Genomic DNA, 18,648 nt, shown 5'->3' on the forward strand with positions numbered 1-18,648 from the left:
AACAATGAGAGCGGAGCAGACACACCTGTTTGGCTCCGCCGTCACCCATAAACCGCTGCAATCAACACGATTGCTAAAAAATCAGGAACTTAACAGCCATTTGATTTTGTCTCCTGCCTTGGCACGACTGATAATCACCGGCAGGACAAGCAATCCCTTAAAAATTCAGCAAGCTGCTCTGCCTAATATACGGAAAAAGCGGCAAAATTTTACCCGCCCCTTTCCTTTCTTTTGGCATCTACAATTCATTAACAATGTAATCTTTTGCATTCATGGCAGCGTGACGCCCTGAATTAACATTGTGAGCGCAGGCGGAACCGCCCAAGGTAATGGTATAAACACTGCGGTACTGCATGGTGCTGTCCATTCCTGAAATGTAAAGGCCAGGAATTTTTTCAAACTTCTCATCAATAACTTCAAATTTACGGTTAGAACCGACACCGCCAATACCAATCAGATTTGACGGATCCAGCCGAGCGATATAAAACGGTCCTTCTTCAATCGGAATCAGCATGTCCGCATCCTTGTTGAACTCTTCATCCTTGCCTTGGTGACAATAGTGATTGTAGCGTTTCATCGTATCAGCCACTGTATCTTTGGGCAGGTTAAAATGCTGTGCTAAATCTTCAATGCGGTCTTCTTTATACAAAGAATTGCCGTCATTGGTCCGAACAGCTTCTGCCAAAATTTCCTGAGCATTTTCAACCCCTTCGGTAATCTTATCATAAATAGCCTGATTGAAAATCTGATAGGTGTTTTTGGTTGAGTGGATAGCCATTCTTTGATAGAGCAGATTATATTTCTTAACATTTTCATTGACCAGCCGCACGCCCTCTTGGTTTACCCATACAACAGGACCGCCGGATGGCAGGGCCATAAAACCGTTAATAGGATCAATGTACAGGTGCACACCTTCGTGCGGCAGCGCCATGATATAATTCATCATGAATTCCGGTGATTCCAAAAGCATGTCCTTGGCACCCAGAGACATGGCCATCTTATAGCCGTCACCAGTATTACTTGGCATAGAGCAGTAATGCAGGTTTTCTGTTTGCCAGCCTTGCTTTGCAATCAGCTCTTCGCTGTGACCCACACCGCCTGTAGCAATCAAAGTCGCCTTGGCATTGATTTTTAAAATGCCGTCTTTATTTTGAGCATAGGCTCCGCGGACTGTGCCATTTTCATAAATCAGGCCCTGAGCGCTGGTTTCCAGCAAGAATTCGACGCCTAGTTTGTCAGCGTGTTCTTTCATATAAGGAACATAGCCGACAGAAGCAAACCCGCCTTTATACCAATGGAAGGTCGGAAACTGACAAGTTCCGTGGTAGTCATCCACAGATGTCAGCTGAACACCGTGATCCACCAGCCAGTCAATATTGTCAGCCGAATTATTGACAAGATCAACCCAGAAAGAACCGTCTACACGGTATTGCCCCAGCTCAGCTTCCCGCGCAATGATTTCTTCTTTATTGGCGTGAATGCCTGCTGCTTTTTGCATTTTAGTATTGATGCCAAAAATCCCCTCAACACCGCCGCCGTTACCGGCAACAAAAGGCATCTTTTCAAGAACAGTCGTTTTCAGTCCCAGCTCACCTGCCTGAACAGCAGCTGCCAATCCTGAAATCCCTGCGCCAATAATCAGAAAATCAGTGTTTATTTCCTTATCAATTTTTTCAGGCGCTGTTCGCCACTCGCTGTAATCATCTGCAGTAGCGGCCTTTGAAGTTGCTGCAGCTTCTTCGGAATTGCTGAGCGAGCCAGAGACTGACTGATGATACTCGTCAGTGTTACCGCCGGCCTGAGCAATCACCTCACCAACAGCTTTAACCAAGCCTTTGGACGTTGAAGTCGCACCGGAAATCGCATCAACCTCAAGGGTCTGCTCTCCAATCATCTGCTGTGTTAAACGCTTAATAACAGTGTCCTCTAAACTATCCGGAATAATTTCCTTTTGTGGATTAATTTCTGCAAGTTTGCCGTCTTTAATAATAATTTCGTAAGGCGTTGTATTGCCTTCATAGCCTTCTGCAATCACCTTATAAGTTCCTGATTTTAACTGAGCCATGATAATTGTTCCTTTCAATATAATATAAAATAACCTCTAGCCAATTTTTACAACCGGCTTGATGACAGAACCATTTGCAGAATCTGCAAAAGCTTGATTGATGTCTTCAAAAGCATAATGTTTTACCAATTTGTCAATTGGAAATCGGCCTTGCTTATAGAAATCTACCAAACGCGGGATAAACAGCTGAGGCACAGCATCACCTTCAACAACACCAATCAAAGATTTGCTGACAGACATAATTTCAGCATGAATATCAATAGGCATCTCCGGTGTTAAGCCTACGACAGCCAGTGTTCCCATAGGAATTAAAGCACGCAAAGCGGCACGCACAACAGCAGGTACTCCTGTTGTGTCAAGACCATAGTCTGCTCCGCCTTCTGTGATTTCCTTAATGCGTTTCTCAAAGTCTTCTGTTTGGCTGTTAATCGTATGCGTAGCACCCAGCTCTTTTGCCAAAGCTAAACGGTTATCGTGAATATCTACCGCAATAATATTGGCACAGCCTGTTAGCTTAGCTCCCATAACGGCTGACAGCCCTACAGCTCCCGCTCCGTAAATAACGATGGATGTTCCAAATTCAGGCTTTAAACGATTTAAAACAGTACCGCTGCCCGTTTGAAAACCGCATCCTAAGCCTCCCAGCAAGCTAAGATCAACATCCTTATCTACCTTTACAGCACTTGTTTCTTTCACAACGGAATAAGTCGCAAAAGAGGCCTGTCCAAAGAAAGTAGACAACTCTTGGTTCCCTTGCTTTAAAGGTGTTGTCCCATCCGCAAACCGTCCGCCAAAATTTAACAGTCCGCTGCTGACACAATTGGCCGGATGTCCTTTTAGACAATTAACACAGTGATTGCAGTAAGCAAAGGATAAGACCACATGGTCCCCCGGCTTAACACTGGTGACAAACCTTCCCGTCTTTTCCACAATACCGGCGCCCTCATGTCCCAGCACCACCGGATAAGGTGTCATACCAATGTCTCTTCCCAAAGCATCTGTATGACAGATTCCGGCAGCTACGACTTTAACTAAGACTTCATCGTCTCTAGGTTCTCTCAGTTTTGCATCTTCAATCCGCAAGGTTTCCCCTTGCTCATGTGTTACGACAGCTTTTATTTTCATAGACTTCACCTCCTGACGCTATTATTATGAATAGGCGCTTCCTGACGCAGTCTCCTCCTTTCTCCATAAGTTTGTATGCGTTTTCACATTAAGTGTATCATTTTCTCTTATAATACTCAATGAATAATTGATTGAAACCGATAAAGACTGAAACACTTAAAATTACAATTACTGTTTCAAATATTTTTTGAAAAAAGCAATTGTCTTTTGCCAAGAATCGTTTGTATCTGCCATAACTTTGCTGTTTTCAGTCTTTTGGTAACGATGATTGGGCTGTTATAAAAAACCTCAGCTGCTCACGAGCAGCTGAGATTTTGTCTGTTAATTGCGGTTGACGCGATGCCATTCATTGATAACATAGGCTATTTGGCAGAGCTGAGAATAGCCGACATCGTTAATTTCATCGTTTTCGGGAGTTGTACCCCCCAAACCGGCGGTATAAAGTGCGATCAAATAAGGTGTTTGTTCATAAACAAGAGCATCAATATTAAGAGCTTCACGGACATAACCCGGTTTTTGGCGGATGTCGATGTCTGGAAGATAGGTTTCATAGTAAAGCCCCGGGAAAGACTGTCCCAAATAGCCAAGGATATCAGCGTATTTATCCTGATGCTGCCAAAGATGATCCAAAACCTGGATGTAGTAGTCTGTTGTCGTTTTATTGCCCTCTTGGTCAATCGTTTTAACGTCGCCTTTAGATGTACCATAGCGTTTAAACATCGGATAAACCTTATCAAAGCCTCCGAGAGCCTTAGCCATGGCATAGGCAGGGGTATTTTCGGAATAAATCAGTGAGTACTCCTGCATTTCAGGAATAGTCATATCATCACCAAACTGATTGCGGTAAGCCTGGTATTCGCCGATATATTCATACTCAAGGTCTGTAATATCATAGGGCTGCTCTAAAGAAAGCTCTCCTTTTTTCACAGCATCCACTGCCAGCATATTCAAAGGCAGCTTATAAGTTGAACCCGCAGTCATTGGCTGCGCTTCATTCATAGCGATCACTTCACCGCTTGCTGTATTTTTATAGGAAAAAGCAACGCAGGAATGGTCAATTCCTCTTTCATCCAGATAAGTCTGAACAACCTGCGGAAGAGTCATATTGGCATAATCATAGCGCAGACCAATAGCGTCCATCGTTGCTGCGTCAGCATCCATAACCGCTTGTTTTTCTTCTGCTGTTTTTTCAACAACCTGAGGCGGCGTTTTCTTTTCTTTACTGTCATTTGCTGTTTCGCTGGTCTCACTAAGACTGGATGACGTTTTCGTTGATGAAGACCGGTTTTGCTTCATGATATTTTTAGATTGAAAGAAAAAACTACCCAATAATACTACTAAAGCAAGAACCAGTACTGATACAATTAATTTTTTTCGATTCACAATTTTCTCCTGACCCTACCATTATAAAGGACTGACAGTGAAATGACAAGACTATTAAAAAAATTTCTTTAGTATTTCAGCTGCTTTTAATCAGGCAAAAGTTTCACTCCATGCAACTGTGCTCAGAAAAACATTAAATCAACATCTGTTACTGCTGACTTCAGCACCTATTATGAATAATAAAAAGGGGCTGAGGTAAAATGCCTCAGTCCCTGCTAAATAATAGCGAAAAACTATTTTGCTGCTGCATAAAGTTCAGCAACCTTGTTCCAATTGATTACTTCAAAGAAAGCTTTGATATAATCCGGACGAACATTGCGATACTTGAGATAATAAGCATGTTCCCAAACGTCAAGCGCTAAAATTGGCTTTAATCCCTGTGAAATCGGGGTATCTTGGTTGGCTGTTGACATTACTTCAAGCTTGCCTTCTGCGTTTACAACGAGCCAAGCCCAGCCTGAACCAAAGCGTGTTGCTGCTGCCTGAGTGAAGGCTGTCTTGAAGGCTTCAAATGAGCCAAAAGCATCATCAATTGCTGCGGCTACTTCTGCAGTGATTTCTGTTTTTTCCGGTGAAAGAAGCTCCCAGAAAAGCGCATGGTTAAGGTGTCCGCCGCCGTTATTGATAAGAGCCTGACGGATATCCTCCGGAATTTGTTCAACATCAGCCAAAAGCACTTCTAAATTTTCACCAATTTCTGGATGTTTTTCAAGAGCTGCATTAGCATTTGCCACATAAGCAGCATGGTGTTTATCATGATGAAGGGTCATTGTTTCTGCGTCAATATAAGGTTCCAAAGCATCGTAAGCATAAGGAAGATCCGGTAAAATAATTGCCATGTCAATTACCTCTTTTCTTTTTTAATACACCCTCATCATACCGTAAAACAATAGAGCTTACAACTATTCTGCTCATTGCCTTTCATGTACCATTTTCAAAATCGCCATATCAAACAAATAGTCCTTATCATAGACACCTCTTTTAATGTGATAATCCGCATCAATAAGATAGACCATGGCCTTTTTAAGAAAAGACAGCGGCAGGCTGCGGCTGTCTCTGACAGCAAATTTAACTTGATAAGGATTGACCCTTCGGCCCATAATATCGGATAATTTCGCTACCATCTGCTGTTCTGTTTTTCCTTGACCGCCCAGTATTTTAACCTGTGTAAACATACGAAACTGGCCCAGCATAACAGCAATCAGTTTGATGTCATCTTCTCCCTGCAGCCGCAAATCCCGAATTAACTCACGCGCCTCATCTACCTTCCCCAACAAAACCAGCTGGGTCAGATCAAAAATATTATCCTGCAGCGTTTTAGGAATGGCCTGACGGATATCTTGGCTGGTTACCCGGCCGCCTGCTTTATAGGACTTCAGGAAGGTCAGATTCTTGTTTACCTCACTAAAATCAAAACCTGACTTGGCAAGCAGCTCTTCAAAAACACCAGACTCAAAAACCAGACCTTCCTTATGGGCCCGCTTTTGAAAATAGGTTCGAAGTTCCGCTTCCTTTAAAGGATTGGCTTCAAAAATCTGAGCATCTCGCTTGAGCAATTTCACTAAACGTCTCTTGCCATCCAGCTTCCCGGACGCGCAAAGAATCAGCTTTGTACTCGTAATAGGATTGGCTAAATAAGCTTCCAGGCGCTTCAATTCTTTATCATCAAGATAAGACTTTTTAGCCGTTGTAATATCGGCAACATTATCAAAAATGACTATTTTCTCATCAGCGAAAAAAGGCAGACTCTCCAAATCCATTTCAGCATCCTGATAAGCCGTTTCAGCCATATCAAAATAAGAATAATTCAAATCACTGGGTTCAAAACCAATTTGATTTAAAAAGAGTTCTTTCATCTGGCTGTACTGCCCAAAATCTTCTCCGGTTAAAACCGTAATGGGAGTAAGCTCGTCCTTTTTTAAACGTTCAATCATTTCTATAGCAATCATATCCTTATTATAGCAGAAAATAGCAAGGAGTATGACCTTCAGCTAAAGGCAGAAGAAAAAATTCCAAAACGTACTGAGACAAAGACTTAGGATCCCCTATTCAGACTGTCAGTTCAGCCTTACTGTTCAAAGCCTGCTTTATTGACAGTTTATGAATGTTCAGCAGACAAAAACTGCCTGCTGCTCAAACTTTCCAGATAAAAAGTAAAAGACTTGGGCAAACTGCTCCAAGTCTTATTAAACGGCTTATACTTACTGTTGCTGATTCGTCGGTGCCTGCGGCTGTACAGGTGCAGCAGGCTGAACGGTTGGCTGCTGCGGTGCCTGTCCTTGATAAGCATTAGGCGTTTGCGTTGGCTGCACAGGCTGTGCAGGTGCTTGATAAGGTTTTGTCGGCTGACACAGCAAAATAGTATAGAAAATATTTGCGAATCCAACAAGAACAAATACAATAGCACGCAAGAAAGGCACAAGCAGAAGCAATGAGAAGACTGCTGCTCCTACTGGAATAAAAATAAGTGACCAGTGAAAACCAGCATCACGCAAGCGGCGAACAGAAATAGCCAAGTTCGGCACTAAAATGGCCAAATAAAAGAGAAGAACAATAACTGTAAGAATAATAATATCAACAGTAAAAAGATTTGGTGTCGTATCAACCATTAAGGAATCAATGTCTCCATTGTAAACCCTTCCCAAATATTCATAATAATTGAAATAATAAATGGATGTAATCGCAGATGCGAAAGGCATTACAAGCAAGACATTGCACAGGACTGCCCACCAATAATCAGTTCGGCTGGTTCGACCTGTAAAATTGACATAGTTCGTCCAGAATTTTTTATAAGCTGTAAACATAGGTAAACTCCCTTACTATTTTTTACTCTATCAGAATACCACAATTTCAGCAGGAAAACAAGAACACCTCCATTTCCCTACTCGGGACGCAGCAAGCCTGTCACAGAATATTCAAAAGCCACTTCTTCCTACAAGATCAGTTATGATTAAAAATCCGGCAGCCCATTTACCAGTAAAATCGGCTTCAATCAACAAAGACACCATTAGAGCACCGGCAGCAGTTTTATCTTTATTTCACCGTTTCAAGCGTCCAGTATCGGATTCCTTTAAAACGAAGAGCGCCCTGCTGGTCTGTCCGATAAATCTGACTTTTAATTTTAATCAAACGCCTCAAAGTCTCCTGATGCGGGTGCTTGTAGCGATTGTTTTTTCCTGCAGAAATAAGGGTTACTTGAGGCCTGATCTGCTTTAAAAACTTAACAGAAGAAGAGCCTTTGGATCCATGATGTCCTGCCTTTAAAACATCAGCTGTTAGATGGGGATAGGCTCCAAGCAATCGTTCTTCCCCTTCTTTTTCCAAGTCACCTGTAAAAAGAAAGCTCAGATTTAAAAGTTTGCCATAAAGAACCACAGAATCATTATTCCCCCCATCTCCTGTTTTAAAAGGATAGAGTACCTGCAGCTGACTGCCCATGATAGGCAGGCGGTCTCCAGCTCTAAGAACAGCTGCTTTAAGCTGCAGCTTTTTTAGTTTTACTGCAAAATTCTCATTAGCCAAACTGCCCGGACTGACTAAAACCTGTCCGATTTTAAATGTTTTTGCGACAATTTCTATATCGCCTATATGATCGCTATCTGTGTGGGTGAGAACCAGTTGATCAATCTTACTAACACCGCGGCTTTTCAAATAAGGAATCAGGGTTCGCTCCGCATTAGCACTGCTTGTGCGCTGCTGCCACTCAGCCGGCTTAGCAAAAGGCACTCGGCCTCCTACATCAATTAGAATTGTCTTCCCTTTTATATCCCGCAAAAAAATGCTGTCGCCCTGTCCGACATCAACCATGGTAACCTCATTAGTTAAAGGATTTTTTGCAATCAAAAATGATAAAGCAAGAAAGGCAGTCAATAGAGCGGCTAAGAGCCTTTTCTTTCGATAATCATGCAGCAGTGCCATAGTCAGCAAAATAATCACTAACAGCCACAAAGACGGTTTCCCCAGAATCAAAGGACGGCTGAAAATCTGATTGATATAAACAATAAATCGCTCTAGCATAATGAAAAATAAATTAGCATTTACCAATACTATAAAAGGCGATAAAAGGAAGACAATCGTCAGAACCGGCAGAATAAGGCCATCAAAAACAAGGGAAAAAACCGCTGTTAAAAAGACTGAAAGAGGCTGAAAACTGCTAAAATACCACATCAGAAGCGGCAGTACACCCAAAGACAAGGTCAGCATCTGAGCACCCCATCGCTTGGGCTGGGACAAGTGCTTAAAATCAATCATGCTTAAAATAAAAGCATAGGCAAAACTGAGCACTCCGCCTGCTGTTAAGAGAAAATGCGGCATGACAAAAAACATCATAAATAAGGTCACCGCCAAATTATCCATCTTGGTAAAGCCGACATTGGACAGATTATTCTGCAGCAGACTGCGGACAACAGATACTGAAAAACCTGTCAGCCCGGCATAAATCAAAGAAAAAGGCAGCTGCAGCCAGTTCATATAATCCCGTCTCACACCTAAACGCAGACCCAGGTAGCGAAAATTACCGATAAAAAAGCCTACCTGCATGCCTGATAGTGCAAAAAGATGGATGATCCCCAAACTGGTATAAATGTCACTCATTTCATCAAAAGACCTATCCAAATGACCAAAAAGCAGGCCGGTCATGTAATGGCGCATAGGAATCGGGAACTTTTGACTGACAAACACCAAGAGCCGCCGCCGCTGCTCATGCAGCCTATCAAAAAAAGTTAAGCCTTGCTCGGGCCTTATTTTTTCTATTTTTTCAACATTCACCAGGCGGTAGATCTTTTGTGTTTTTAAGTAGCTGCGATAATCAAACCCGCCAAAATTCCGTGTCTGCTCAGCTTTATGCACATCAGCAGCAACCTTAATAAGACTTGTTTTCCAGAGGTTCTCAAAGTATTGCTTTTCTTTCTGAGATTTTAAGGTGTAAAAGGCTTGATAGATGCGATGTCCTGATTTGCCTTGAAAACTAAGGCTGTCGCCATTAATACTGATAGTATCCGGAATAATTCTGAGCTCCTCAACCTGCTTAGGAGCATTTTGATAGTCAGATTCTATTTTTTGATAAGACAAGTAAAAATAAAATCCAAAAAACAATAGGAAGAAGAAAGTTCTTAAGCAGGTTTTTCGGTCATACTGGCTAATGAGGAAAATACCGCTTAAACAAAGCAAAAGAGCTGTTATGAACGAAAAACGATAGATTAAAAAATAAATCAAAATAGTTAAAAATGCTAGATACACAGGCTTTAACGGTAATTTAATCAACACTCACCATGTCTTTCAGTTTTTCAAAGGTTTTGTCTCCAATGCCGGAAATATTTTTCAGATCTTCTATGGACTGAAAACTGCCGTTTGTCTCACGATAATCAATAATGTCCTGCGCCCGTTTTTCACCGATACCGGATATGGTCTGCAGATCAGCAAGGCTGGCTGTGTTTAGATTAATCTTATCATTTGCTGCGGCCTCAGAGCTGCTTGCCTGACTGGCTGCTTCTTTCTGAGGATTGCCAACGACACTGATGTTTTCTCCGACTGATGCGACGTAAATAACAGCCTCATCCTGCAGCTTTTGCGCAAGGTTGACTGATTTGCGGTCTGCTTTTTCAGAAAAACCGCCGGCCCTCTCAATAAGCTCATTAACTCGGCTGTCAGCCGGCAGGCGGTAGACTCCTTGGTTTTTTACTGCACCCTTGACATCAACCATTATTGTTGAAGCTGCTTGCGCCTTCCTTTTATTTTTCGAATGGGCTGGTACACTTGTTGCTGAAAAAGTCTGCTCCTGTGACTGCGGCCAATTGCTTTGTTCCTCTTTTTCGCTTGAAGAAAGAAAATAAAAACCCAGTCCCAGAGCAGCAAAAACAGCGACTGCCGTAAGAAGCCACTTATTGTCTCTGAATTTATCCAGCATTTCTTCTATCATATAATCCTCCTTACTTCTTTATTCGCAGAATAAAGAAAAAACCTACCTTAAGGTAAGTTTTTTACATTATTTTAAATTTTTTTCCCGATGTTTTTCAGGATTCCAGACAAAACTTGCAAACCAAGAAAAGATATAAGTCAACCCCAGTATAACGACTACCAACAGCATCGCAGGCAGGCGGTAAATCAAGCTCCACCAGCTTGGACGGCTGTCATCCTTGAAAGATGCAGTTTCGGCATCCATCTGAGCAAATTCTTTTTCAATACGATGCGAAACCTTTTCAATTCCGTCGTCATTCATGCGCTTGATATCCGAAATATCAATAGGATTTCCAAAAGTCACATCAATCCTATCGTGCTTAAGAAGACCCTTGATTGAAGTAGGACCGGCATAGGCTGCCGGCATGATTTTGACCTTGCTGGTTTTTGCAATAACAGCAACACCTCCCTTGACATCAGAAGAGTGGCGGCTGCCGCTTGGAAACATAATAAGAGAACGATCGCTCTTTCTAAGCATTTTCACAGGATAGCGAATGGCTTCCGTTCCCGGATTTTCCCGATCAATAGGAAAAGCTCCGCACATGCGAATCCACCAGCCAAAGGCACGATTTCTAAAGAGTTCCTTTTTGGCCATGAAAATAAATTGCTTGGGACGAGCTGCAAAAGCCAGAAAAATAGGATCCCACAGCGTACGGTGAGGCGCCACCAAAACATAATTTTCATCTTGAGGCAAAAGCTTATTCCGATGATGATAGTGAATGTTGCCGTTAGCTGCCCAAATTAAAAAGACCAGCAGAGAGCGCAGATACGTGTAAAGCACTGAAAATTCTCCTTTATTTAAGATACAAAGGGCGTGAAGAAAGCGAGAAGAAAATAGAACCCTAGCGCCATGCGCTGGCGCATCAGGCAGGCTGTCTTTTTCTCGACGCTTTTAGCCCGTATTCAATTTTGATAACACAGTAATGATTTCATTATATCAAAATTTAACATTTTTGACAGAAGAATTATTCCAGAGCTGCCATTTGATTTATCGTTAAACTATTTGTCAGACTTCTGAAAAATTATTGCGTATGGCAAGAATTTCAACACCCGTGTCAGATTGAAGCGACAGACAGGGCATTATTTTTTTGCTATAATAATTCCTATGAAAACTCCTCTTTTAAAGAAAAAAGAGCGGATTGATCAGCTCTTTTCTACCGATGTCAAAATTATTCAAAATAAAGACGTCTTTTCTTATTCTATTGACAGCGTCCTGCTCTCTCGTTTTCCAAAATTTCCCGCCAAAGGTCTGATTGTCGATCTTTGCTCAGGCAATGGAGCCGTCGGACTATTTGCCTCAACTAAAACCAAGGCTAAAATTGTTGAAATTGAAATTCAAAAACGTCTGGCTGATATGGGCCAGCGTTCAATCGAGCTCAACCAGCTGCAGAGCCAAGTCAGCATGATTAACGACGACTTAAAAAATCTCATGAACCATGTTCCCCGCTCCAAGGTTGATCTTATCCTTTGCAATCCGCCTTATTTTAAAGCAAGCGAAACATCTAAAAAGAATGCCAGCAAACATTACCTTTTAGCTCGCCATGAAATCACAACTAATCTTGATGAGATTTGCCGCATCAGCCAGCAGGCGCTTAAAACCAAGGGACGGCTGGCGATTGTACATCGTCCTGATCGCTTTCTTGAAATCATTGATACTTTGAAAAGATACAAGTTAGCGCCAAAACGCATCCAGTTTGTCTACCCCAAGGCTAATAAAGATGCCAATATGCTTTTGATTGAAGCCATTAAAGACGGCTCTCCTGATGGCATGAAATTTTTACCGCCTTTGATTGTCCATAAGGATAATGGCGACTACACCGATGAGATTCATCATATTTACTTTGGCAGGGAACACAAGGCCTATATGTATGTGCTTGAATGTGCTGACGGCAGTCTCTACACCGGCTATACAACCGATTTAGACAAACGCTTAGCCACGCACAATGCCGGCAAAGGCGCCAAGTACACTAAATCCAGGCTTCCCGTCAAACTCCTCTATTATGAGACCTTCAATCATAAAAATGCGGCTATGAGTGCTGAAGCCAAATTCAAGCGCAAAACACGTCAGGAAAAGCTGGATTATATCGCAAAACATACTAAATAAGACTAGAACAGGCGCACTACGCCTGTTTCTTTCTTAATTGGGTACATCTTTTCCAGAAAAATTTTGAAAAAAATGCACTCACAAAATCAGAGGCCTAAACGTGAACGAGTTTTTCCAGCGCACAAATTATCACATAAAAAACCTCCTGAAACACATGTTTCAGGAAAGTTTGCCTATTTACCAGTCACCCTTATTGCGAATAGTGAAGCCGCTTTTCTTTTCAGAAGTCATGAAAAAGAAGATAGCCATCAATGATTTTTATCTTTCTTTATCCACCTGACAATACCAGCAATCAGCAATACTGTTATTAAACCACAAGCTATAAGTGCTGCTGTACTGGCAACTGTCCCAGATATAGCATCAATTCTATATAGCAACCGCATAATTGAAACGACTGTAAGTATAATCAGCAGCGAGGATTCAATTCTAATCAAGGAAGTCAGTTGATTGTCAACTGTTCGTAAAAAGCCAGGAAGCAACAGTAAAGTAATAATAATCAAAAATAAATTAGAAAATGTTTCTTCTCCATTATTAAACGGCCAAATCATTAATAAATTAACTATAACATTTAAAGATGAACAAAAAATAAACGACCATTTTTTTGTCATTATCTATATACCTCAAATGATTGAAAATACTATCATCAAATCATTTTAATCTAATGTTGCTGCACCGTAACCTATCATTCCACCTGCAGCAGCACATGTAAGTAAATAAGCACCGCCGAGTCTCCATCTAGCTGCCTGACAAACTATAGCATAGCAGACCAACTCCTAAAGCTCCAAAAACCAGTTCAACTAAACCCAAAATTATGGATTGCATTCTGAGCATCTCCAATCTCTTATTCATTTAAATTGGTAAACTAGGGGCTGTGATTGCAAGTCCGGCAAATCTGCCAGCAAGCACAGCACTAATTACACCACCTGCGATAGCACTGGTAATACCAAGTATCAAACCGCCTCCGTCTGATTCAGAAAGATAAGCGATATCCACTGCCACAAAATCATCAAGGAAATAGTAACAAAACCTCCGATAGGAGGAGACTTCATCACTTTGTTACCATGTTTTTATTTTTTATTTCTTTTATTCAAAATAATTCGCCCTATAATTGCTGATATAGCACCGATGATTATAAGTACAATATACTTCATAATTAATCTCAATCGCCTCCCGTTATTAAATACCAACTTCCGCTTGCAACGGCACCGTTAATAATACCTGCTGCTTCTGTTTTTTAGTGTAAAATGCTGTAGATACAAAGGCCGAGAAAAAGAAACAGGCAAATAAATGAAACAATAATATGTTTACTGCGGTAAGAAATAACTGCTAAAGCACAGAGAACCAGCATCAATAGAAGTCCAGAAAATCTTTCCATGACATTGTTCTTCCTAATTCTCAGAATGCTTTATTTTTGCCATAATCATGATACCAGCGAAACTCTGAATCAACATCACAATAAAAATAATAAGATTCATATATTTAAAAGGAAAGATTATAGGAATTAACAGCATAAAAGGTAAACTGTCTAATAATAGATGCTGTAATTTTTTTAAAGACATAAAATCACTCCTTATCTTTTAGATCCAAGCTGGAAGTCCTGGAAGGTGAGTTGCCAGACCTGCGAGGGCTGCAGGAACACCGTACTTTACCCCAACTGCAATAGAAATACCACCTGTTTCCGGTGCGGCTAATGCCGCTCCAACTCCAACCCCAATCCCAGCAAGTGCAGCCAAGATATATCCTTCTCCATCAATTTCAGAAAGTTGGTCTGATTTTAAATTTTCAAATCGTTCAAACGCTAATGAGTTCATAAAAACAACTCCTTACCACATTAGACCCAAGCTGGAAGTCCGGGACAATGAATTGCCAATCCTGCAAGAGCTACGGGAACACCAGCTTTAACTCCAACTCCAATAGAAGAGCCAGCTGTTTCTGGTGCAGCTGCTACCGCAGCAACTCCAACTGCAATCCCAGCAAGTGCAGCTATGACATATCCCCCACCATCAACTTCTGAAAGCTCAGTTTGACCTACTGCCTCAAAGTTATCAAAGGCCGCTGAATCTAATGTTACTGTGTTCATAAAATGTCCTCCTAAAATTTCACATAAGCTTATCAGCTTACAAGTTTTTTATTTTCACAAGATTCCTAAGGAAGCATGAAATGTTTCTAAAAGTTTCCCTGTGAAAACTACACATCTATTCTAGTGCTTAATTTTCTCTTATTCAAGGGAATTTGGCTTATTTAATGAAATCGATAATAAACCATAAAAAAAGAGCAAATTTTCAGACTATTTTCTTAAGCTATTAACTTAATTTGAAATTTATCAAAAAACTCTCCTGAAATACACGTTTCAAGAGAGTTTGACTGCTTATCTGTCACCCTTATTGCGAATGGTGAAGCCGCTTTGTTTTTCGCTGGAAGTACGATGCGGACGTTTATTGCTCTTGTTTTCAAAATCCTTGCGGTTCTTGTTGGATACGCGCTTGAATTCACGGCGATTCTTATCTCGATTGCGGCCATCGTTGCGGCTGCGCCGGCCTCCGCGGCGGTCATCACGGCGGCGTCCGCTGCCGCCCTTGCCGCCGCCAAATTTAAAGGGTAGCGGCTTTTCTTTGGCAATTTCGACCTTAGGCATCATTTCCGGATCTTGAACGGTCAGAGTCAGGATATACTGCGCCAGCTCTTCCGATGAAAATTCAGCAGCTAATTTTTGAGCATCATCTGTGAATTTTTCAAAATTAGAACGGATTTTATCATCTTCAAAGTCACGTTCAATTTTCTTAAGAGCAACTTTCTTAGTAGCACGAAAGGCTTCCTCGGCAGTAGCCGGTTTCATCCCCTTCATGCGTTTTTTGGTCAGATTTTCAATGATTTGCAGGTAGCCCATTTCATTTGGAGAGACAAAAGTGATGGACTGACCATGCTTGCCGGCACGGCCCGTGCGGCCGATCCGGTGAACATAGCTTTCTGGATCCTGCGGAATATCATAATTGTAAACGTGGGTCACACCTGAAATATCGAGACCGCGTGCAGCCACGTCTGTTGCAACCAAGATATCAAGGTTGTCATTTTTAAAATCACGGAGCACACGCAGGCGTTTCCCCTGATCCAAATCCCCATGAATTCCTTCTGCACGGTAGCCGCGCAGTTTTAAGCCGCGAGTCAGCTCATCTACCCGGCGCTTGGTGCGGCCAAAAACAATGGCAAGATCCGGCTGCTCTACATCTATAAGGCGGGTCATGGTGTCAAATTTTTCCTGTTCCTTGACACGGACATAATATTGGTCAACAAGATCGGTTGTCAGTTCCTTAGCGGCAATTCTGACATGCTCTGGATTTTTCATAAACTGCACGCCGATGCGCTTAATAGCCTCCGGCATGGTTGCTGAAAATAAGAGAGTCTGACGTGTCTCCGGAACACGGTAGATAATTGCCTCAATATCCTCTAAAAAGCCCATATTAAGCATTTCATCGGCTTCATCAAGGATTAAGGTTTCAACATGATCCAGTTTAAGCGCCTTGCGCTTAATCAAATCAAGCAGGCGTCCCGGCGTACCGACAACAATATGGGCACCTGATTTCAGAGCTTTAATCTGCTTTTCAATACTGGAGCCGCCGTAAACCGAACGCACCTTAACACCCTTTTCACGGCCAAAACGAAACAGCTCTTCCTGACTTTGAACAGCCAGCTCACGTGTCGGAGCAATTACAAGCGCCTGTACCAAGTTGCTGGCAATATCAATCTTATTTAAAGTCGGCAGGCCAAAAGCCGCTGTTTTCCCGGTTCCTGTCTGAGCCTGACCAATAACATCTTTTCCTTCCAAAGCCAGAGGAATAGTCAATTCTTGGATAGGTGAGGGCTCAGTAAAGCCGGCTTTTTCAACAGCCGAAAGAATGTCTTCTGTTAGGTTTAATTCTGTAAATTTCAATGGTTTCTCTTTCTAAAAGGCAGTGCGAAGCTGCCTCATTAAACTTATTAGTATGTGCAACCTAATTATTATAACATAAATAGCATAAATTGATAGTTTTTTATTTTAGAATGAAGCAATAACACGTTTTCAAAACAAAAACCTCCGGAAAGTGACGCCGTCTTTACTGCGCTGCTTTCCGGAGGCCTGTTATTAAGCAAAGAGAACATAGCGGCGAATACCGCTGTAAGATACATAGCTGAGCCATTGATGACCGTCTGCGGTCAGAACCTTATCGTAATTAATGCTTTCACCTGCTCTAAATGTGAATTGGGTCGGGCTAGACATTTTAGCTGCATTTTTCACACTGACTTCCTTGGTAAAGGTATAGGTACCTTGAGCAGGAAGATTTGGTTTTGCTGGTGCCGGCTGACTGGATTGGCCGCCATTCTTTGACGAAAGTACAGCTATTGGAGCATAACGGCGAATACCGCTGTAGGATACGTAGCTGATCCATTGATGCCCGTCAGTTTCTAAGACCTTGTCATAAAAGACCTTATCTCCCTTATTAAAGAAGAATTGGGTTGGGCTGGACATTCTGGCTTCATTTTTAACATCTGTCTTGGCTGTGAAAGTGTAGGTTCCGGAAGCCGGAAGAGTTGACTTAGCCGGTGCTGATGGAGATGGCTTAGCTGTTTCAATAGTCGTTGCAGCAGTTCCGACGCCAATCTGCTGACCGCTGCCCAGCAGGTAGTAGAGGTGAACATGATATTTACCAGTGTTATTTTTATGTTCGCTGATTTTTACAGTAACCTTATAATTGCCATCTGCTGCTTTGGCTGCCTTATACCAAACAATATCATCCTGACCGCTTTGATCTGACCAGACAGGAACTCTGACTTCTTTAATGGTTTGATTGCTTGAAACCTTAGAAATCAGAACATCAAACTGCTGAGCGGTCTTATTTTGAATGTTAATGCTGCCGGCTGCTTGCGGAGCTGCTGGTTTTGGCTGCGGTTTGGCTGGTGAGGTCAGTGAAGCAATAACCACATAGCGGCGGATACCGCTGTAAGAAATGTAGCTGATCCATTGGTGATTATCCGCAGTCAGAACTTTATCATAATAAACTTGGTCACCCTTATAAAAGGAGAATTGGGTCGGACTGGACATTTTAGGCTGATTTTTCACATCTGCTTGCTTGGTAAAATGATAAGTTCCGGAAGCCGGAAGAGATGGTTTCGTATCTGCAGGTTTTGGCACTGCAGGTACAGAAGACGTTACCCCGATTGGAGCGTAGCGGCGAGTGCCGCTGTAGGAAATATAACTTAACCATTGATGTCCGTCAGTATTCAGAACTTTGTCATAATAGACCTTATCTCCCGCATTAAAGAAGAACTGGGTTGGACTGGACATTTTAGGTTGATTTTTGACGGGCGTTTGTTTTTTAAAGGTATAGTTGCCTTGGGGCGCAAGAGAAACTGCTGAAGCGATTGTCGTTTTTTTCACAGGCTGCTGAACTGCTTTGACACTGACCTTACTGCTAGTGCGAGCTGGAGTGCTGACCGAAGACTTGCTGCTTACAGGAGCAGGCTTTTCTACTGTCTGAGCAGCAGGTTTAACCTCGCTTGTCACAGCAGAAGCTTTGACTTCGCTGACTGGTTTTGAGGAGACAGCAGAAGGATTTTCAGGAGCGGGGTTAACAGCAGTGCTCGTGTTAGCTGCAGGAACCTCGGCTGTTTGCATGTTGGTTTCTGCTTCAGCTGTCCTGACAGGTTCATTTTCAGGCTGAACAGCAGCAACTGATGCTGTCTGACTGTCTTGATTAGCTTCAGTTTCAGAAACAGCTGGCTGAGTCACCGTCGTTTCAGCTGTTGAAAGCGGACTTGTCACTTCATCTGCAGAAATATTTTGAGCACCCAGAAACAAGAGACAGCCAATAAGAACAGAAGCCGCTCCAAACGAATATTTACGGATTGAAAAACGCTGTGCCTGATGATCTAAATAATTTCTTTTCATGATTTTCTCCTTTTATTCACTTGAATATCTGCGAAGGCTGCTGCTGCTAAGCAAAACTGTCCAGCTTTTTAAGAAAACAAGTTTTCAAATCAT

15 protein-coding genes and 1 pseudogene are annotated in these 18,648 nt (G+C 42.1%); 1 reads left to right on the forward strand and 15 read right to left on the reverse strand.

The window, feature by feature from the left end; all coding sequences use genetic code 11:
- Positions 1-238 precede the first annotated feature (238 nt).
- The 9 genes from AC4HAN_RS04850 to AC4HAN_RS04890 form a co-directional block, all read right to left on the reverse strand.
- Complete coding sequence (locus tag AC4HAN_RS04850) at positions 239-2,065, reverse strand: FAD-dependent oxidoreductase (protein WP_491091468.1); 1,827 nt, start codon at positions 2,063-2,065, stop codon at positions 239-241.
- Between the two features lie 36 nt (positions 2,066-2,101).
- Complete coding sequence (locus AC4HAN_RS04855) at positions 2,102-3,190, reverse strand: NAD(P)-dependent alcohol dehydrogenase (protein WP_491091469.1); 1,089 nt, start codon at positions 3,188-3,190, stop codon at positions 2,102-2,104.
- A 321-nt stretch (positions 3,191-3,511) separates the two neighbouring features.
- The gene (locus tag AC4HAN_RS04860; RefSeq protein ID WP_491091470.1) at positions 3,512-4,573 is read right to left on the reverse strand and encodes a serine hydrolase; all 1,062 of its coding nucleotides are present in this window, start codon (positions 4,571-4,573) and stop codon (positions 3,512-3,514) included.
- Positions 4,574-4,806: 233 nt separating this feature from the next.
- The gene (gene sodA, locus AC4HAN_RS04865; protein WP_491091471.1) at positions 4,807-5,412 is read right to left on the reverse strand and encodes a superoxide dismutase SodA; all 606 of its coding nucleotides are present in this window, start codon (positions 5,410-5,412) and stop codon (positions 4,807-4,809) included.
- Between the two features lie 72 nt (positions 5,413-5,484).
- Positions 5,485-6,522 (reverse strand): DNA polymerase III subunit delta, encoded by a 1,038-nt coding sequence (gene holA, locus AC4HAN_RS04870; RefSeq protein ID WP_491091472.1) that lies wholly within the window; start codon positions 6,520-6,522, stop codon positions 5,485-5,487.
- Positions 6,523-6,774: 252 nt separating this feature from the next.
- Positions 6,775-7,377, reverse strand: coding sequence for a DUF805 domain-containing protein (locus tag AC4HAN_RS04875; RefSeq protein ID WP_491091473.1), 603 nt, complete (start codon positions 7,375-7,377; stop codon positions 6,775-6,777).
- Between the two features lie 229 nt (positions 7,378-7,606).
- Positions 7,607-9,838: a DNA internalization-related competence protein ComEC/Rec2 gene (locus AC4HAN_RS04880; protein WP_491091474.1), complete on the reverse strand. Its 2,232-nt coding sequence runs from the start codon at positions 9,836-9,838 to the stop codon at positions 7,607-7,609.
- Positions 9,828-10,490, reverse strand: a complete 663-nt coding sequence (locus AC4HAN_RS04885) for a helix-hairpin-helix domain-containing protein (RefSeq protein ID WP_491091475.1) — start codon at positions 10,488-10,490, stop codon at positions 9,828-9,830. Before AC4HAN_RS04885 ends, AC4HAN_RS04880 begins: the two co-directional genes overlap by 11 nt.
- A 66-nt stretch (positions 10,491-10,556) precedes the next feature.
- A complete protein-coding gene (locus AC4HAN_RS04890) occupies positions 10,557-11,309 on the reverse strand; it encodes a lysophospholipid acyltransferase family protein (RefSeq protein ID WP_491091476.1) in 753 nt (250 codons plus the stop codon).
- Positions 11,310-11,633: 324 nt separating this feature from the next.
- Here AC4HAN_RS04890 and AC4HAN_RS04895 point away from each other — a divergent pair, with 324 nt between their 5' ends.
- Complete coding sequence (locus AC4HAN_RS04895) at positions 11,634-12,632, forward strand: GIY-YIG nuclease family protein (RefSeq protein ID WP_491091477.1); 999 nt, start codon at positions 11,634-11,636, stop codon at positions 12,630-12,632.
- A 248-nt stretch (positions 12,633-12,880) separates the two neighbouring features.
- Here the strand turns inward: AC4HAN_RS04895 and AC4HAN_RS04900 are convergent, their stop codons facing one another.
- The 6 genes and pseudogenes from AC4HAN_RS04900 to AC4HAN_RS04925 all read right to left on the reverse strand — a co-directional run bounded on the left by AC4HAN_RS04900 (position 12,881) and on the right by AC4HAN_RS04925 (position 18,555).
- On the reverse strand, positions 12,881-13,240 hold the full coding sequence (locus tag AC4HAN_RS04900) for a hypothetical protein (RefSeq protein ID WP_491091478.1): 360 nt from the start codon (positions 13,238-13,240) through the stop codon (positions 12,881-12,883).
- Between the two features lie 45 nt (positions 13,241-13,285).
- Positions 13,286-13,366: pseudogene (locus AC4HAN_RS04905) on the reverse strand (bacteriocin-type signal sequence); the annotation flags it as partial.
- A gap of 843 nt (positions 13,367-14,209) precedes the next feature.
- The gene (locus AC4HAN_RS04910) at positions 14,210-14,443 is read right to left on the reverse strand and encodes a hypothetical protein (protein WP_491091479.1); all 234 of its coding nucleotides are present in this window, start codon (positions 14,441-14,443) and stop codon (positions 14,210-14,212) included.
- 20 nt (positions 14,444-14,463) lie between these two features.
- Entirely contained in the window at positions 14,464-14,712 is a 249-nt protein-coding gene (locus tag AC4HAN_RS04915) for a hypothetical protein (protein WP_491091480.1), read from the reverse strand.
- Between the two features lie 288 nt (positions 14,713-15,000).
- Positions 15,001-16,560 (reverse strand): degradosome RNA helicase CshA, encoded by a 1,560-nt coding sequence (gene cshA, locus AC4HAN_RS04920; RefSeq protein ID WP_491091481.1) that lies wholly within the window; start codon positions 16,558-16,560, stop codon positions 15,001-15,003.
- A gap of 192 nt (positions 16,561-16,752) precedes the next feature.
- On the reverse strand, positions 16,753-18,555 hold the full coding sequence (locus AC4HAN_RS04925; protein ID WP_491091482.1) for an SH3 domain-containing protein: 1,803 nt from the start codon (positions 18,553-18,555) through the stop codon (positions 16,753-16,755).
- Positions 18,556-18,648: the final 93 nt, after the last annotated feature.

This window comes from Streptococcus sp. ELY_86 (genome assembly GCF_058314495.1).

What these genes read in the sequence shown, in the direction of transcription:
- AC4HAN_RS04850 (WP_491091468.1), bottom strand. Translation starts at nt 2,065, where the DNA reads ATGGCTCAGTTAAAATCAGGAACTTATAAGGTGATTGCAGAAGGCTAT.
- AC4HAN_RS04855 (WP_491091469.1), bottom strand. Translation starts at nt 3,190, where the DNA reads ATGAAAATAAAAGCTGTCGTAACACATGAGCAAGGGGAAACCTTGCGG.
- sodA (WP_491091471.1), bottom strand. Translation starts at nt 5,412, where the DNA reads ATGGCAATTATTTTACCGGATCTTCCTTATGCTTACGATGCTTTGGAA.
- holA (WP_491091472.1), bottom strand. Translation starts at nt 6,522, where the DNA reads ATGATTGCTATAGAAATGATTGAACGTTTAAAAAAGGACGAGCTTACT.
- AC4HAN_RS04875 (WP_491091473.1), bottom strand. Translation starts at nt 7,377, where the DNA reads ATGTTTACAGCTTATAAAAAATTCTGGACGAACTATGTCAATTTTACA.
- AC4HAN_RS04885 (WP_491091475.1), bottom strand. Translation starts at nt 10,490, where the DNA reads ATGATAGAAGAAATGCTGGATAAATTCAGAGACAATAAGTGGCTTCTT.
- AC4HAN_RS04895 (WP_491091477.1), top strand. Translation starts at nt 11,634, where the DNA reads ATGAAAACTCCTCTTTTAAAGAAAAAAGAGCGGATTGATCAGCTCTTT.
- AC4HAN_RS04900 (WP_491091478.1), bottom strand. Translation starts at nt 13,240, where the DNA reads ATGACAAAAAAATGGTCGTTTATTTTTTGTTCATCTTTAAATGTTATA.
- AC4HAN_RS04910 (WP_491091479.1), bottom strand. Translation starts at nt 14,443, where the DNA reads ATGAACTCATTAGCGTTTGAACGATTTGAAAATTTAAAATCAGACCAA.
- AC4HAN_RS04915 (WP_491091480.1), bottom strand. Translation starts at nt 14,712, where the DNA reads ATGAACACAGTAACATTAGATTCAGCGGCCTTTGATAACTTTGAGGCA.
- AC4HAN_RS04925 (WP_491091482.1), bottom strand. Translation starts at nt 18,555, where the DNA reads ATGAAAAGAAATTATTTAGATCATCAGGCACAGCGTTTTTCAATCCGT.